A 16,125-nucleotide genomic window follows, 5' to 3' on the forward strand; every position below is an offset into this window, starting at 1 on the left:
CCCCCGTTTTAGGACCAGGCACGCCATAACAGACCTCAAGACACGAAAACAGGGCGTTTCAACCCCACGAACACACCAGTCCACCACCCCAACGCTCATCGTCTGGCACCCCGAAACACCAGCTAGACGATCAGCCCCATAACGACAAACAACCCCAACACCACCAGGGCAAACACAGAGGCCAAAACGAGACCGTCTAGCAGCATCACAAGCCCAGCTAGACGATGAGAAAGGCCACAACAACCAGCCCCCGAACTCCCCCTAAAACCCCCTAAAAGCGCCCTAGTGCCACGTGACCTCGGTGTAGGAGATAGTGGTGATGATGCGCTCGCGCAGCGGCTCAGGAGCCTTCGTTGGCTGGCAGCAATCCCGGACGATGGCGCGAACGGCACGTTCAGACTCGGCAATACTGCGGCACTCCGGGCATTGCGCGATCTCGGAGGTGATTTCCTCGCGGCGCTGTGGGGAAGTCTCTTCGTCGAAAAGTTCGCACAGCAGGCGGTATGTCGCTTCGCATCCGTGTCCCGTAGCCATTACTTCTCCTTCGCCGCAGTGTCGGTGTCCTGCATGTCCGCGTGGTCGAGGCCAATGCCTCGTTCCTTCGCCACGTCTTTCAACATGCCGCGCAGTTGTTTTCTTCCACGGTGCAGTCGGCTCATGACAGTGCCCATAGGGATGTCCAGCACATCGGCGATTTCCTTGTACGCCAGCCCTTCAACATCGGCGTAGTAGACCACCATGCGGTAGTCCTCGTTCAACGCGTTGAGCGCCTCGGAGATCCGCGAGTTCGGCATTGCCTTGAGCGCTTCAACCTCGGCGGATTCCAGTCCCGTCGAGTCGTGCGAGCTCGAGGAGTACAACTGGTAATCCGTCACTTCGTCCGCGGAGGTTTCCAGCGGCCGGCGCTGTTTCTTGCGGTACGAGTTGATGTAGGTGTTGGTCATGATCCGGTACAGCCACGCCTTGAGATTGGTACCGGGCGTGAAGCTGTCGAAGTTTTTGTACGCCTTGAGGTAGGTCTCTTGCACCAGGTCTTCGGCGTCTTGCGGGTTGCGGGTCATGCGCAGGGCTCCGCCGTAGAGTTGGTCGAGCAGCGGCATGGCTTCTTCTGCGAAGCGTGCCTTTGCTTCTTGATCAAGCTCGGTTTCGGGCATGCTCGCTATTGTAGGTCAGCGCTAAAATCGCCCCATGGCTGCTAAGACTCGCGCACTGAGCGCCCTTTCTCAAACCCCTCATGAGGTGCTCGAATACACCCCGAGCAAGGATCATTTCGGGGCCCATTCTGCTGCTGAGTTGGGCCGTGACCCCCACACGGTGCTGAAGACTTTGGTGATCCATCACGAACGCGACATGGCGATCTGTTGCGTGCCCGTCGCCGGCCACCTTTCGCTCAAGGCGGCGGCGAAAGCGCTGGGTTGGAAGCGTGCGGAGATGACCGATCCTGCTCAGGCGCAGCGTGCGACCGGCTATGTCGTGGGCGGGATCTCCCCGCTGGGCACCACCAAGCGCATGCCTACGCTTATCGACGACTCCGTCGCCGACCTCGAAACCATCACCGTCTCCGCCGGCCAACGGGGCCTTTCTATTGCGCTGTCGCCTACCGACCTGGCGGAGCTGACCAACGCGAAGTTCGCGCCTATCGGGACTGAATAGCCCTGGACTAGCCCGAGATCAACTCCGCGTAGTCGTTGCGCACGTTGCCTACTTCCTTTGCGGCCTCGTTCCACTGCAACGTGTCGGCCACGCGCGAGGGGTGCACAAGTTCTAGTGCTTCCTCTGGGGTGCCGTCGACCCACTGGCGGATTTCGTCGTCACGCAGAAAGAGCGGTAGGCGGTGGTGGAGCCAGGCCATGTTGTCGGTGGCGTCGGTGGTGATCATCGTGGTGGATAGCCGGTCCAGCCCGGTCTCCCACAGTGCCGCCGCGTACAGCAAGCCCTCTGCAGGGCGCACGTAGTAGGGCTGCTTGCCGGATTCGGTTTGCTTCCACTCGTAGTAGCCGTCGAGCACCATCAGCCCGCGCCGCGCCTTGAACGCGCTGCGGAACGAGGGCTTCTCCGCCACCGTCTCTCCGCGTGCGTTGAACAGAGGCATGCCGGTGTCGTCTTTCTTCCAGGTTGGGAGGAGACCCCAGCGGGCGGCGTCGATACGCGCAGTCTGCTCTGCGATCCGGATGAGTGGCACCTGGTTTGTCGGCGCGATGTTGTAGCGCGACGGCGGGGTGCCGTCGGGCGCTTCGACGTGGTTGATGCCGGGCAGGGTGGCTACCTCGGAGAGGAGCTCGTCGCCAGTAGTGAAAAGAACGAATCGTCCGCACATGCGCTCCATTATTATGACGTTCATGACGAACATGTGGCCCGCACCGTTCCATCCGGCCCCGATCACCCACACGCAGCGGGTGCCGGGGTCAAAGTCCATGACTAACCGCGCCTACGTGCTGGCGGCACTTGCCGCTGGTCCGTCGACGATGACTGGGGCGCTGCGCTCGCGCGATACGGATCTTATGGAGGCCGCACTGGCGTCCATGGGCACCGGCTTCGAGCACGACCGCGACGTCATCCGTGTGACCCCGGGCGAGTTGCGCGGCGCGGAGGTTGATTGCGGTCTTGCTGGCACCGTGATGCGGTTTGTGCCGCCGGTTGCGGCGTTTGCGCAGGGGCCTGTGCTTTTCGACGGCGACCCCCACGCCCGCAACCGCCCCATCGCGGTTATCCTCGACGCCCTTCGCACCCTCGGCGTGTCCGTTGCGGGTGACGGGATGCCGTTTACCGTCCACGGCACCGGCAAGGCTGACGGCGGCCCGGTGGAGATTGACGCTTCTGGTTCCTCCCAGTTCGTATCGGGCCTGCTTCTGTCTGCGCCCCGGTTCGAGCGTGGCGTGTCCATCCGCCACACGGGTGGCATGTTGCCGTCGATGCCGCACATTGAGATGACGGTGGACATGCTCGCAGAGGCTGGCGTGAAGGTCACCGGTACCCGTGACACCTGGGACGTTGACCCGCAGCCGATCCGCGGCACTAACTGGGTGATCGAGCCCGACCTGTCCAACGCAGCACCCTTCCTCGCCGCGGCAGCTGTCACTGGCGGCGAGGTGCGTATCCCGAACTGGCCGCTGCGCACCACCCAGCCGGGTGCAGTGATCCGTACCGTCTTGGAGCGCATGGGCTGCGAGGTCGAACTCATCGCCGACGGCTCCACCCAGACCCTGCGCGTGCGCGGCCCGAAGCCTGGCACGCTAAAGGGCATTCGACTCGACATGAGCGACATCGGCGAGTTGGCCCCCACCGTCGCCGTCATCGCGGCGTGCGCCTCCACCCCGAGCGAGCTAACTGGCATTGCGCACCTGCGCGGCCACGAGACGGATCGCCTGGCGGCGCTGACCAACGAGATCAACAACGTCGGCGGCAACTGCGAGGAACTCGGCGACGGCCTGCGTATCACTCCGACCGAGATGCATGGCGGGACGTGGCGTTCCTACGACGATCACCGCATGGCCACCGCCGGCGCCATCATCGGTCTGGTTGTGGAGGGCGTCCAGGTGGAAAACATTGCAACCACCGCGAAGACGCTTCCTGGGTTTGAGGACATGTGGTTGGAGATGGTTTCCAAGTAATGCGCCGCAAGTTTTCCGATTACGACGAATCCGACGTCCGCGTCCGCCCCGGCAAGGGCTCACGGCCACGCTCGAAGAACCGCCCGTCGCACGATAATGCCAAGTTCGGTTTGGTCGTGGCGAAGGATCGTGGGCGTTGGGGCGTCGTGCTTGACGACGACGCCACGCGCCTGCAATGCACCCGCGCCCGGGACCTGAAGCGCACCTCGATCGAGGTCGGCGACCGTGTCGGCGTCGTCGGTGACACCTCCGGCGCGAAGGACACGCTGGCGCGCATTGTGAAGCGCGAGGAGCGTTCCTCTGTCCTGCGCCGCACGGCTGACGATACGGACCCGTACGAGCGCATCATCGTTGCCAACGCTGAGTTGCTGCTCATCGTGGTTGCCGCCGCCGATCCCCCACCGCGTACCGGGTTTGTGGAGCGCGCCTTAGTCGCCGCGTTTGTCGGCGGCGTGACCCCGGTGGTGTGCGTGACCAAGTCTGATTTGGCCGACCCTACCGATTTCGAGCGTGAACTCGCCGACCTTGGTGTGGAGGTGCTGCGCACCGGCGTCGACGACGACATCGCGGAACTGCTCACACACATCCGCGACCGCGTTTCTGCGCTGATCGGCCATTCCGGCGTGGGCAAATCCACCCTGGTCAACCGCATCGTCCCGGACGCGGACCGCGAAACTGGCGAGGTCTCCGGCGTGGGCAAGGGCCGCCACACCTCCACCCAGTCCGTGGCGCTGGAGGTACCCGGCGGTGGCTGGATTATCGACACCCCCGGTATCCGCTCCTTCGGCCTCGCACACGTCGCCCCGGAACAAATCGTGCAGGTCTTCCCCGATCTCGCCGAGGCCGCCGAAGGCTGCTCCCGCGGCTGCACCCACTTGGGTCCGCCTGCGGACCCGGAGTGTGCCTGGGACACGCTCGACGCCGAATCCCCCATCGGGCGCCGCGCGCTGGCTGTGCGCCACCTGCTGGAGGCGCTACACAGCAATAACGAGTGGGAGTTAAAGCAGCTCGAGGAGGAACGCTAACTCGTCTGGGTGATAGAACGCCATGTAGTTGTCTTGGGCGTCGCCGACGGTCAGCTCCGCGTCTTCGTCGCCAAGATCCGCGGCATCGACCACCTCGATGGCCTTCGCGGTGACTTCTTCGGATTCCTTGATGTCCACATGGATCGCGGCGACGTCCTCAAGATTCACCGGGCCGGACAGTTTCACCACAGACTCGCCCATATCGGGCGCTTCAGTCGCGTCCACGTCCACGGAGATGACCACGCGGCGGTGCGGGAAGCGCTCCTCGTCCCCAATGGCGAGCAGGCGTAGCGACGCCAACGCTGCGTCATCGAACGCCACATCTTCGATCTCTTCGAGATCGCCCGAGGTGAAGAACTCCTGCAACGCTTTCGTCGCAGAAAAACCCCACCCGCTGCGCGCATGCAACAGACCGTTGTCCTGCAGCGCTTGCAGCATGCCAAAGGTTGCCGGGATGTAGACGCGCACTAGAACTCGCCCTCAATGTCGAACAGGGACTGGATCTCTACCGCAGTGCGGTCCAGCGCGGTGTGCAGGATGCCAATGAGGTTGTATTCCACTGCGGCGCGGATGTTCATGATGTCATCGTCGATCATCACGCACTCGTTCATGTCCAGGCCGATCGCGTCGGCTGCCGCCTGGAACGCTGCACGCTCCGGTTTTTCCACACCGATCTCGCCGGAGAGCACAACCGCGTCGACAACGCCCTTGAACTCCCACTCGCGGATCGCGTCCGCAATCTCGCCCTCAGCTGCCTCGTTGGAGAGGATGGCCACGGAGACGTCCTTCTTCTTGGCTTCCTCGATGAGGGTCTTCCAGCGGCTCTGGTCTTCAGCGCCCGTGTCCAGCACACCTGCGTAGTCGATGATCAAACCCTGCACTTCGGCCTTCTTTCGTTAGCTTTCGTTAGCTGCGTATTTCGCGTACGTGATGCGTATTTTAGTGCGCACACTCTTTATTTCATTGCGCCAATCGTGAACAATGATACCTACCCCGCGCCGCGCCCACCCCCTCCCGTGACGGAGGATTCCCACATGCCCACAACCAGGTACTACAGCGTTCCCGGCCACCAGCACATTCAACTCCTCGCACCTGAGCGCCGCACGCCCGCGCCGAAACCGGCGCCGCCGGTGCTCGAGCCGGACACCGCGCTCAGCGCCACACCACAGACCAATCAACGCGTCGACCCTCTCGTGCGCCAGGCCATCAGCGCTGCGTTCGGAGGCTACGACCCGACTGTCATGACAGCCTCGCGGTTCAGTACGTCGGTGCGCACACACATCCGTGCGTATCGACGAGCCCAGCTCCAACTCCGCGCCCACACCCGCAACACCGCAGTCCTGCCCACCCAGCACGTCCGGGTGATCACCTGCCACTCTGGTGAGGCCGGCGAGTTCTACGGCACCGTGGAGAAAGGCGGGCGACGCCTCGCCTTTGCCGCGAAGATGGCGGACGGCAAACTGCAGTCGTTCAAAATACTGGAGCCGCCTGCGCGCAACACGTCGCAGACGGCTCCTCACGCCCTCACCAGGGCGTTGCCCTCAGTGTGAGACCGCACTGGCCCAAACAGTGGCCCCAAACAGTGGCCCCAAACAGTGGGTTCAGCGGCGGTTTTAGACGGTGGCGGTGCCGCCGTCAGTCTCGCCCTCAGCAGCCTGGGCTGGCTGGGTCTCAAACTGCTTACGCATGGCAAACAGCTGGCGCACGGTCTCTTCCTGGATCGCCTCGTTCATGGCGTTGAACATGTCGCCACCCTCCTTCTGGTACTCCACCAGCGGGTCGCGCTGCGCCATCGCACGCAGGCCAATACCTTCCTTGAGGTAGTCCATCTCGTAGAGGTGCTCGCGCCACTTCGTATCGATGATCGGCAGGATCACCATGCGTTCCAGGTTGCGCATCTGCTCTTCGCCGCCGATCGCAGAGATGTTCTCTTCGAGGTTGTCGTAGAGGGCGTTGGCGTCGTCGAGAAGCGCCTGGCGCAACTGTGCCGAGGTCAGCTCACCCGGACGACCGTACTCGTCACCATCGATGAGTTCCTGCGGCGTCACGGACGGGCCGTACAGGGACTCGAGTGCGTGCCAGAGTTCCTCGAGGTTCCAGTCCTCCACGTAGCCTTCCGCGGTCTCCGCATCGACGTACGCAGTGATAGTGGACTCGATCATGCGACGCACCTGGTCCTTGATGTCCTTCGACGCCAGGATCTCCTGACGCTCGCCGTAGACCACCTTGCGCTGCTCGTTGAGCACCTCGTCGTACTTGAGCACGTTCTTACGCATCTCAAAGTTCTGGTTCTCAACCTGCGACTGTGCGCCCTTGATGGCGTTGGACACCATCTTCGCCTCGATCGGCACATCGTCCGGAACGTTGAGGCGGTTCATCATGTTCTCCATGGTCTGACCCACGAAGCGAACCATCAACTCATCGCGCATGGACAGGTAGAAACGGGTCTCGCCCGGGTCACCCTGACGGCCGGAACGGCCACGGAGCTGGTTGTCGATACGACGCGACTCGTGACGCTCCGTACCAATAACGTACAGGCCGCCGGCCTCACGGACTTCATCACCAAGCTTCTTGGAACGTTCCTTCGCCTTCGGCAGTTGATCGTTCCACGCCTCCTGGTAGCGCTCCTCGTCCTCAAACGGGTCGAGGCCCTGCTCCTGCAACTTCGCATCCAAGAGAATTTCCGGGTTGCCACCCAGCACGATATCGGTACCGCGACCAGCCATGTTGGTGGAAACGGTCACCTTGCCCGGCAGGCCAGCCTCAGCGATGATGCGGCCTTCTTCCTCGTGGTGCTTCGCGTTGAGCACGTTGTGGGCCACGCCCTTGCGGGTCAGCAGCTGCGACAGGTACTCGGAACGCTCCACCGAGGTGGTACCGACCAGCACCGGCTGGCCCTTCTCCGCGTGCTCCGCAATGTCCTCCGCAACGGCCGCGAACTTGGCTTCCTGCGTCTTGTAGATCAGGTCGTCGCGGTCCACACGCTGGTTCGGACGGTTCGGCGGGATCTGCACAACGTCCATCTTGTAAATCTGGTGCAGCTCGGCCGCCTCAGTCTCAGCGGTACCGGTCATACCCGAGAGCTTGTCGTACAGGCGGAAGTAGTTCTGCAGGGTAACGGTGGCCAGCGTCTGGTTCTCGTTCTTGATCTCCACCTGCTCCTTGGCCTCAATGGCCTGATGCATGCCCTCGTTGTAACGACGGCCCGCGAGCACACGGCCGGTGAAACCGTCCACGATCATGACCTCACCCTGACGGATGATGTAGTCCTTATCGCGCTCGAAGAGCTCCTTGGCCTTGATCGCGTTGTTGAGGTAGCTCACCAACTGGGAGTGCTCAGGCGCGTACAGGTTGTCAATGCCCAACTGGTCCTCGACGTACTCCACGCCCTCCTCGGAAATACCGACGGTGCGCTTGCGGTGATCCACCTCGTAGTGGATGCCCTCACGCATACGCGGCGCAAGCTGTGCGAACACCGAGTAGAACTGGCTGGACCCATCGACCGGGCCGGAGATGATCAGTGGGGTACGGGCTTCGTCGATAAGAATCGAGTCAACCTCATCCACAATCGCAAAGTTGTGGCCACGCTGCACAATTTCGTTGACCGAACGCGTCATGTTGTCGCGCAGGTAGTCAAAGCCCAACTCGTTGTTGGTGCCGTAGGTGATGTCAGCGTCGTACGCCTTCTTGCGCTCCGCCGGACGCATCTCCGACAGAATCACGCCCACCTCCAGGCCGAGGAAGTGGTGCACACGACCCATCATCTCGGCGTCACGCTTAGCCAGGTAGTCGTTCACGGTGACCACGTGCACGCCCTTGCCGGACAGCGCGTTGAGGTACGCCGGCAGCACCGACGTCAGCGTCTTGCCTTCACCGGTCTTCATCTCAGCGACGTTGCCGAAGTGCAGTGCGGCACCACCCATGATCTGCACCTTGTAGTGCTTCTGTCCCAGCACGCGCCACGACGCCTCACGGGCAGTCGCGAACGCGTCGAGCAAAATGTCGTCGAGGCTCGCGCCGTCGGCGATGCGCTGCTTGAACTCGGCGGTCTTCGCCTTAAGTTCCTCATCGGTCAGCGCCGCGTATTCATCGTCCAGGGCCATGACCTGGTCAGCGATCTTCGCCAGGCGCTTGACGGTACGCCCCTCACCGGCGCGGAGCAGCTTCGACAGTCCAAACACGTGAGAAAATCCTTTACTACTGGAGTAGGCAGGGCCAAGGTGTAACAACCCGCCATTGTACGCACGCCTACGTTGCAGAGAACAACCCGGCGTTGCTAATCGACGACAAAACCCGCCCGGCCCCTTTCACAGGACCGTGCGGGTAACAGCGCAAGCGCTACTTCTCGCCTGCTTCGGCTTCCGCCTCATCAGCCAGTTCGATCAAACCGTAATCAAACGCGTGACGGCGGTAGACCACAGCCGGACGGTTCGTCTCCTCGTTGATGAAGAGGTAGAAATCGTGTCCAACCAGCTCCATCTCGCTGAGCGCATCATCCACGCTACGTGGAGCGTTGGAGTGCACCTTGGTACGAACGACCTGACCCGGGGTCAGATCCTCAACCTGATCCTCGTACGGGTCAACATCGTACGGACCCTGCGCAGCAGCCTCGCGAGCCTGCGCTGCCTTCTGCTCAGCCTCAAGCTCAGCGGCCAGCTTGCCGGCGCCCTTCGGTGCACGGTGGCCAGACATCGGAGTGGTGCGACGAGCCTTGACCTTGCGCAGCGAACGCTCCAGCTTTGCCACTGCGGCATCCAAGGCGTTGTAGAAGGTGTCTTCCTTCGCCTCAGCGCGTGCGAGGTGGCCCGAGCCAGTTGCGGTGATCTGGATGCGTTCCGCTTCCTGTTCACGACGCGGATTCGGCTCATGCTTGAGCTCAACGTGGAAGGAATTCAGAGTCGGATCGAGCTTCGCAATCTTTGCCAACTTGCCGCTTACGCGTTCCTGGAAGTGCTCCGGAACCTCAACGTTGCGGCCGGTGATGGTCAACGCCACATCGGGTCCGAGACCCTCCCCCTGTGCGCCACCCTGTACGGCATTCTGGTCTGCAGAAGTCATGTGCTTCCTCCCTGTGGGTAGTAGGAACTTTGTCCATCACCACTATACAACTGGTTATGACCAATACACGGGGGTTCGCAAAATGTTCGCTATGAGCTTACTGAGAGCTACGCTGCCGGGTGTTGAGCAGCGGATGCTTAGCTGCGGGTGCTCTGCTTCACGTTTGCACCGAGACCTTCAGCGATGGTCTGGCAGGTGCCCTCATCAGTGTTATCGCAGCGGCCAACCCAGTTCTCGCCGACGATGACTTCCTTTGCGTACGGGAACTGCTCCTCCATGAGGTAGCGCGCATAATCCTCAGGCGTGCCGTCGAGCTTGAATTTGATCTGGCCCTTTTCCTTCTGCATGCACACGCCCTCTTCCTGCTTCAACTCCTGCCAGTTGGTGCAGTCGAAGTCCGTGCCGGCAAGGGCGTCACGGATTTCGGAGACCTCCTGAACACGGGCCTCATGAAGTGGGGTGATCTCTGCAGTCGAGCAACCGACCAACGCGAGAACCGGGGCACACACGAGTGGAAGAAGACGCAATTTCATTCCTGTGACCCTACTGGACACCTGCAAAAACACATATTTGGCCTGCGGTTACGCTGCGCACACGGTCACGCACGCACTCACGTCAACCCCGTGGGCGAGCAGCACGGACACACTGGCCTGGAGGGTTGCGCCGGTGGTTACGACGTCGTCGATAAGAACCACGGGACCTGCAGGGATGGCGGCAAGCCGTACTGCTCCGGACAGGTTTGCGCGGCGCGAAGACTCGTCAAGGTTCGACTGATCGGCAGCGCTGGCGTCGAGTAGCAACGCGGGTGTGACACTGCGCCGGGTGGCGCGGCAGATAGCTTCCACGGGGTCGCCGCCGCGGGCGCGTGCCGAGGACACCTTCGTCGGTGCGGGAACCAGCACCGCGCCGACTGCGATATCGCCGCGCGCCTCCAAGTAGTCCAGCCCGGCGTTGAGTACCGCACCGACGTGGCGACGCACGGCAAGGTGGTTACGTTCCTTCATTGCCAACACCACCCCACGGTGCGCACCCGCATAGGCACCTAATGCGAACACCGGCACCATCGGTGTGGTGTTGGGAAACACGCGCTGCGGCGGGTGCGCCAACTCCATCCGGCAGGTGGCGCACAACAGCGGACCCGGCACGCCGCATCCGGCGCACTTGCGCGGTAGCAGCAACTCCCCGATATCCCCCAGCATCCCTGACTCCCCTACCGCGCGATGATCGGTAGCGCGCGCATACCTTCCAGACCTGGCACCTCACGCCAGATGGGGTTATCCGCACCTGAGGCCGGCACTTGCAATACAGCATTGACGTCAGTGACGTAGAGCATGCTTGGCGACGCCGCCACTGCCACCACCGGAGCCGAAATATTGCCCGCCGACAACGCGGTCATAGACGAGCCGTCCTGCTCCACACGCAGCACTGGCGACGGGGCGGAGGTACCGACGATGAGCGAACCATCCGCACGCCACTCGGCAGATACGACACTGCCACCGAGCTCCTGGGCGTACTCGAGCACATTGACAATAGAGCGTTCGCCGGAAGCGCCACGCTGGACAATGCCCGTGTAGAGCTTTCCGTCGATCACCATGACCACGCGGGTGCCGCTGCGCGACAGGCGCAGCACAGAAATGTTGCCGTCCACGCCTTCTGGCAGGTCGACGTGCACCTCGCCGGTGGACAATTCGCCACTGGCTGCGGATTGGACTGTGCGCAGGATCCGCTTGCCGTCTGCAACCGACCACACCGCCGCCGCGTTCGCTTCGAAGCTCGGGCGTGTGAATGTACGCGCCCGCATAACCTCTTCCTCGCGGGCACCGAATTTGCCCACGCGAAGCACATCGTCCTTGTCATCGTCTGGTTTGCCGAAGACAGCAGCCCATTGGCCACCCTTGGCCAGGTCGGCTGAAGTGATCTGGCCAGAGCTGCCGAGGCTGCCGTCGACGGCCTGGGTGGTGCGGCCGTCGACACGCAAAATGCGCCCATCGACGAGCGCGTAGAGCGTGCTTTCACCCGCGGTTTCCACCAGTGGGCTCTCGTCCGCAAAGTCGTCGGTACCGAGTTCGTCAGCGCCTTCGATAAGGGGGCTGCCGTCGGCTTCCAAACGATACGGACCTGTGATGCCGGCGGTGGCAAGGGTCCACACCACTTGGGCAGCAAACTGCGTGCGGCGTGCGGCGTCGACTTCGCTGAAACCAGTAAAGGTAAACGCGCCGTCTTTGAACCCCGTATAGGCCACTTTCGACGGCAACGCATTGGGCAACGCTGGACGCAGACGCTCCGCAGGCCCCTCCATAAGCAACCCGATTAAGTCACCCGCCAGGGCCTCGCGACGCGAGTGAACCCAACGGCGGTCGGTGACCAACTCACGGTCGTCGGCATCAAAGAAGTACAGGTTATACGGCTGATACTGGTTACGCAGCTCAGTTCGCTCCATGACCACACCCGCGGGTAGCGACGAAATACGCCACTGCCCATCGATCATGTCCAGCTCGATTTCTGCCTCGTATTTGCCGCGCTCCGGAGCAAACGATCCCCCGGTGTGCACCGCACCAACTACGTTTCCGTGAACCGCAAAGCGACGCTTCCCTGCCGAGGCCCCCGGCAGCGTGGTCACGCCGAAGCTGTCCACGATCAGCTTCTGCCCGCTTGGATCCCACGCCTGGGCAGCGCTCTCCGTCAGGTAAGCACGCGCCATTTCGTAGTCGCCGTCCGGAATCGCCGATGCTGCGTAGAACCCACGCAGCAGCAAGTCTGGCTCCTCATCCTCCGCGGGACCAGCATCCGGCGTCGGAGACTCCGCCGGCGTAAACGGACGCAGCACGTGAGGTGCCGAGTTGGTTGGCAGCGTTGCGCACCCCGACAGCAGGGACATCGCAGTCAACGTGGCCACGGCCGACAGCGCCAACGATGCAGCTTTATTCGTCCTCATCGATGTTCCTCCTGGACTTCAGGCTGCGGATCCGGTGCTACTGCACCAGCAGCTCCGCCGGCAGCTCCGCCAGCAGCGCCGGTACCGGCCCCGCTATCGGTGGAGAGGTCCACTCCCCTGCTGGCGTCAGCTTCGGCATCTCCTGCTTCCTTGGCGGCAACAGGCGCCCTTTGGATCTCGGCAGCATTCTGTCCCGGCGCGACCAAGTCCAACGGGGCGACGTTGATTTTCGCCCCGACTTCTCTCGGCAGCACCAGGCGGAATTGGGAACCCACGCCGTGCGTGCCAGCGGCGTCGAGGATGCCGCCGTGCAATAGCGCATCCTCGCGCGCAATAGCCAGGCCCAGGCCGGTGCCGCCCGAGTGGCGCTTGCGGGACTTGTCCGCGCGCCAGAAGCGGTTGAACACTAACTCGTCTTGGCCTTCCTTCAGCCCAACACCGCGGTCGGTGACGGTGATTGCCACGGCCTCGTCGTTGGAACGCATCACAACCTTCACCGGGTTGCCCTCCGAGTGGTCGATGGCGTTGGCCACCAGGTTGCGCACGATGCGCTCGATACGCCGTGGGTCACCCTCGATCGTCTGTGGTTCCTCCGGGATGTCAAAGTCGACTTCCACATCCAACTCGTCGGCAAGGTGCTGGGTTTGCTGCCATGCAGACTCCACCGGCCCGCGAGCATCCATGCTGGTGGTGGAGAGTTCGGCCACGCCGGCGTCGTGACGCGAAATTTCCAGCAAATCATTGAGCAGCGCCTCGAAGCGGTCGAGTTCCTTGATCATCAACTGGGAAGCGCGCTTGGTCGACGGTTCGAGCGAATCCTCGTTCGCCGCGATCATGTCTGCGGCCATACGCACCGTAGTCAGCGGCGTGCGCAACTCGTGGGAAACATCAGAGGTGAACTGGCGCTGCAGATCACCGTATTCCTCCAGGTTGTTGATCTGCTTAGACAGCGTGTCCGCCATGTTGTTGAAGGACATGGCCAGCACTGCCATTTCGTCTTCGCCATCGACCGGCATGCGCTCGCGCAGATGGCCAGACGCGAAACGCTGAGCAGTTCTCGACGCCGAGCGCACCGGCGCCACAATCTGCTGCGACGCAAGCCACGCAATGCCCATCAAAAGCACCACGACGATCACCGCAGCGATAGCCAAAATGCCACGCATCAGTGCAACGGTGGTGGTTTCGCTCTCCATATTCATGACCAGGTAGAGCTGCAGATTCGGGATATCCGCATTCGTTGGTGTACCGACGATTAACGCGTCATACAACGTCGCATCCGGCCGTTCCACAGTGGCGAATTGGTAGGCCACATTTCCGTCGTTGACGAACTGCGCTAAGCGCTCTGGGATCTGGTACGACTCCGGCGACGAGGTCACCACCCCGCCACCGCTTTCCGCCACCAAGACCGGCTCGTAAAAGCTCGACGTGTCCGAGTGTTCCTGTGCGCGCTGGGTCAAACCTGCACGGGCTGAGTTCAAGCGCGCCTGCAGCGAGGCGGAACTGCCGCTGTTGTCCAGCTGGTATTCGACGGTGGCGCGTGCGCGCTCGATCTCCACACTCGCGGTTTCCAGCTTCGCCTCGGTGATGCGGCTAGTGACCACCGACGCCAGCACAAACCCAAGCACGGACATCACGATGGCGGACACGATAAGTACCGTGCCCACGAACCTCACCTGCAACGAGGTCGACCATGCGTGCGCTACGCGTTCGCGTGCGCGTTTGAGCGCATTCAGCGACTACACCCCCGGCTTGCCGGTCTTATAGCCCACACCACGCACAGTGAGGATGATCTCCGGGTTCTCCGGGTCGTGCTCAATCTTGGAGCGCAGACGCTGGACATGCACGTTGACCAGGCGCGTATCCGAAGCGTTGCGGTAGCCCCACACGGACTCCAGCAGCTCCTCGCGGGTGTGCACCTGGTTCGGCTTCTGTGCCATTTCCAGCAAAAGGTCAAACTCGAGCGGGGTCAGCTGAATTTCCTGGCCGCCGCGAGTCACGGTGTGCTGCGGAACGTCAATGGTCAGATCGCCAACCTCGTAGATTTCCGCCGGCTCGTCGTCAGTACGACGCAGACGCGCGCGGATTCGGGCGACCAGTTCCTTCGGCTTGAAGGGTTTGGTGATGTAGTCGTCCGCACCAGACTCCAGTCCAAGCACCACATCCACCGTGTCGGTCTTCGCTGTCAGCATGACAATCGGCACGGCGGACTGCTTGCGGATCTCGCGGCAAATATCAATGCCGTTGACGCCTGGCAGCATCAGGTCGAGCAGGATCAGATCCGGATCAAAGCTGCGCCACGCGCCAACGGCCTCAGCGCCATCGGTGACGGAACTCGTCTCAAACCCCTCGGCCTCAAGCACGATGGTGAGCATCTCGTTGATCGCCGGGTCATCGTCCACGACCAGGATCTTGTGGGCCACATGTACTCCTTTGTCAGGGCTCTTATAGGGGTTGAAATGACGAGGCCTATGCCAGGTCGCGTATTGCCTGAATGATAACCGCAGGATCCGAGCCGCGTACCCACGGCCCACCCCACGACATTTCCGCCAGCCGTCCGTACATCGCATACGTTGCGGCCTGCAGGCCACCATCGCGTTCGTAGCGATCGCGCGCACGCGTTGCGTCCTGCGTCTCGCGCTTCGCTGCGCGTTCCCGCGCAAGCTCCGGGCTCGTATCGACGAGCACCTGCAAGTCCGGCCTCGGCAACCCCAAACGCCCAAACTCCAGGTCTTCCACCCAGCGCAAGGCGGCATCGTCACCGGTGCGCGCAGTGGTGTACGCGGCGTTAGAGGCCACGTAGCGGTCCAAGATGAGGACGCGGGACGGATCGTCGACGTACTCGTCGAGAAGCGCCTTCGCCCCATGACGGTCAAGTGCGAACAGTGTCGCCATCGCAAACGCGGAATCCGTCACATCCCCCATGCGCCCGTGCAGCGCGTCTTGTGCGAGCTGGGCGTGAATGGAGTCCTCGTAACGCGGAAACGCAAGCGTGTCGGCGTTGAGTTCCTTCTTGATCGCGGTGACAAGCGTGTTCTTGCCCGCGCCATCGATACCTTCAAACGCAATAATCATGGCCGCAAACCGTTAGGCCAGCGCCTCGAGGAACTGCTCAAGGTCCGCCTCGGTCTCCACTGCTTCCAATACCGCAGCAGCAGCCTCGACGAGCTTCTCGTCGATCTCGTCCGGGCGCAGACGGATGAACGGGTACGCCTCTGCCACATCACCGGCAGAAAAAGGTGCACCCGACCAAATTGCAGCGATCGTCGCCGCAGCCTGGCCGTTGAGGATCTCATCTTCGCTTGCGGAATCCCCATTTGCGGCGAGGAGCACGGCGTCACGCACTGCTTCCACAATCTCGTCGGTATCCAGGTCAGAGATCTCGTCGAGGAAATCTGCATTGGTGTCAATGGTGAAAATCTGCTCGTCCCAGGTCGTCACTGTGACGCTCCTTCCGTCTGTATCGAGTGCTGCAAACACGGTATCTATTACGTCTTTA

At 62.2% G+C, this 16,125-nt stretch carries 18 protein-coding genes; 4 read left to right on the plus strand and 14 right to left on the minus strand.

Translation table 11 applies throughout. From position 1 onward, the window contains the following. Window positions 1-282 precede the first annotated feature (282 nt). Both HMPREF2785_RS07955 and HMPREF2785_RS07960 read right to left on the minus strand, forming a co-directional pair. Window positions 283-534, minus strand: coding sequence for a hypothetical protein (locus HMPREF2785_RS07955; RefSeq protein ID WP_070422864.1), 252 nt, complete (start codon window positions 532-534; stop codon window positions 283-285). Beyond that, window positions 534-1,154: a sigma-70 family RNA polymerase sigma factor gene (locus HMPREF2785_RS07960; protein ID WP_070422863.1), complete on the minus strand. Its 621-nt coding sequence runs from the start codon at window positions 1,152-1,154 to the stop codon at window positions 534-536. Before HMPREF2785_RS07960 ends, HMPREF2785_RS07955 begins: the two co-directional genes overlap by 1 nt. A gap of 34 nt (window positions 1,155-1,188) precedes the next feature. Here HMPREF2785_RS07960 and ybaK point away from each other — a divergent pair, with 34 nt between their 5' ends. Further along, window positions 1,189-1,653: a Cys-tRNA(Pro) deacylase gene (ybaK, locus tag HMPREF2785_RS07965; protein ID WP_070422862.1), complete on the plus strand. Its 465-nt coding sequence runs from the start codon at window positions 1,189-1,191 to the stop codon at window positions 1,651-1,653. A gap of 7 nt (window positions 1,654-1,660) precedes the next feature. On the opposite strand, the gene HMPREF2785_RS07970 is transcribed toward ybaK, so the two are convergent. After that, window positions 1,661-2,317 carry an SOS response-associated peptidase gene (locus HMPREF2785_RS07970; protein ID WP_070614845.1) on the minus strand — a complete coding sequence of 219 codons (657 nt, stop codon included), beginning with the start codon at window positions 2,315-2,317 and terminating at the stop codon, window positions 1,661-1,663. 13 nt (window positions 2,318-2,330) lie between these two features. Between HMPREF2785_RS07970 and aroA the strand changes: the two genes are divergently transcribed. Together aroA and rsgA are read left to right on the plus strand one after the other, a co-directional pair. Next, complete coding sequence (aroA, locus tag HMPREF2785_RS07975) at window positions 2,331-3,611, plus strand: 3-phosphoshikimate 1-carboxyvinyltransferase (RefSeq protein ID WP_070614820.1); 1,281 nt, start codon at window positions 2,331-2,333, stop codon at window positions 3,609-3,611. Next, entirely contained in the window at window positions 3,611-4,636 is a 1,026-nt protein-coding gene (gene rsgA / locus HMPREF2785_RS07980; RefSeq protein WP_070482350.1) for a ribosome small subunit-dependent GTPase A, read from the plus strand. Before aroA ends, rsgA begins: the two co-directional genes overlap by 1 nt. On the opposite strand, the gene HMPREF2785_RS07985 is transcribed toward rsgA, so the two are convergent. Then, entirely contained in the window at window positions 4,610-5,104 is a 495-nt protein-coding gene (locus HMPREF2785_RS07985; RefSeq protein WP_070614822.1) for a DUF6912 family protein, read from the minus strand. The two genes, rsgA and HMPREF2785_RS07985, sit on opposite strands and share 27 nt — an antisense overlap. Then, a complete protein-coding gene (locus HMPREF2785_RS07990; RefSeq protein WP_070422860.1) occupies window positions 5,104-5,517 on the minus strand; it encodes an HAD-IA family hydrolase in 414 nt (137 codons plus the stop codon). The genes HMPREF2785_RS07985 and HMPREF2785_RS07990 overlap by 1 nt, the downstream gene beginning before the upstream one ends. A 153-nt stretch (window positions 5,518-5,670) precedes the next feature. Between HMPREF2785_RS07990 and HMPREF2785_RS07995 the strand changes: the two genes are divergently transcribed. After that, window positions 5,671-6,186 carry a hypothetical protein gene (locus tag HMPREF2785_RS07995; RefSeq protein ID WP_070614824.1) on the plus strand — a complete coding sequence of 172 codons (516 nt, stop codon included), beginning with the start codon at window positions 5,671-5,673 and terminating at the stop codon, window positions 6,184-6,186. A 63-nt stretch (window positions 6,187-6,249) separates the two neighbouring features. Here the strand turns inward: HMPREF2785_RS07995 and secA are convergent, their stop codons facing one another. From secA to HMPREF2785_RS08040, 9 genes are all read right to left on the minus strand, one after another. Continuing rightward, a complete protein-coding gene (gene secA, locus HMPREF2785_RS08000; protein ID WP_070422858.1) occupies window positions 6,250-8,817 on the minus strand; it encodes a preprotein translocase subunit SecA in 2,568 nt (855 codons plus the stop codon). 157 nt (window positions 8,818-8,974) lie between these two features. After that, window positions 8,975-9,694 carry a ribosome hibernation-promoting factor, HPF/YfiA family gene (gene hpf, locus HMPREF2785_RS08005; RefSeq protein WP_070449563.1) on the minus strand — a complete coding sequence of 240 codons (720 nt, stop codon included), beginning with the start codon at window positions 9,692-9,694 and terminating at the stop codon, window positions 8,975-8,977. 137 nt (window positions 9,695-9,831) lie between these two features. Then, complete coding sequence (locus HMPREF2785_RS08010) at window positions 9,832-10,227, minus strand: hypothetical protein (RefSeq protein WP_070449560.1); 396 nt, start codon at window positions 10,225-10,227, stop codon at window positions 9,832-9,834. Window positions 10,228-10,275: 48 nt separating this feature from the next. Beyond that, window positions 10,276-10,893 (minus strand): ComF family protein, encoded by a 618-nt coding sequence (locus HMPREF2785_RS08015; protein WP_070614826.1) that lies wholly within the window; start codon window positions 10,891-10,893, stop codon window positions 10,276-10,278. A gap of 11 nt (window positions 10,894-10,904) precedes the next feature. Next, a complete protein-coding gene (lpqB, locus tag HMPREF2785_RS08020; RefSeq protein ID WP_070422855.1) occupies window positions 10,905-12,629 on the minus strand; it encodes an MtrAB system accessory lipoprotein LpqB in 1,725 nt (574 codons plus the stop codon). Beyond that, complete coding sequence (mtrB, locus tag HMPREF2785_RS08025) at window positions 12,626-14,293, minus strand: MtrAB system histidine kinase MtrB (RefSeq protein WP_371326169.1); 1,668 nt, start codon at window positions 14,291-14,293, stop codon at window positions 12,626-12,628. Before mtrB ends, lpqB begins: the two co-directional genes overlap by 4 nt. A gap of 72 nt (window positions 14,294-14,365) precedes the next feature. Beyond that, window positions 14,366-15,049, minus strand: coding sequence for an MtrAB system response regulator MtrA (gene mtrA / locus HMPREF2785_RS08030; protein ID WP_083279481.1), 684 nt, complete (start codon window positions 15,047-15,049; stop codon window positions 14,366-14,368). 46 nt (window positions 15,050-15,095) lie between these two features. After that, window positions 15,096-15,701: a dTMP kinase gene (locus HMPREF2785_RS08035; protein ID WP_070422854.1), complete on the minus strand. Its 606-nt coding sequence runs from the start codon at window positions 15,699-15,701 to the stop codon at window positions 15,096-15,098. Between the two features lie 12 nt (window positions 15,702-15,713). After that, entirely contained in the window at window positions 15,714-16,067 is a 354-nt protein-coding gene (locus HMPREF2785_RS08040) for a DUF4259 domain-containing protein (protein ID WP_070422853.1), read from the minus strand. Window positions 16,068-16,125 lie beyond the last annotated feature (58 nt).

The organism is Corynebacterium sp. HMSC067D03 (genome assembly GCF_001811185.1).
Classification (GTDB): Bacteria; Actinomycetota; Actinomycetes; order Mycobacteriales; family Mycobacteriaceae; genus Corynebacterium; species Corynebacterium coyleae.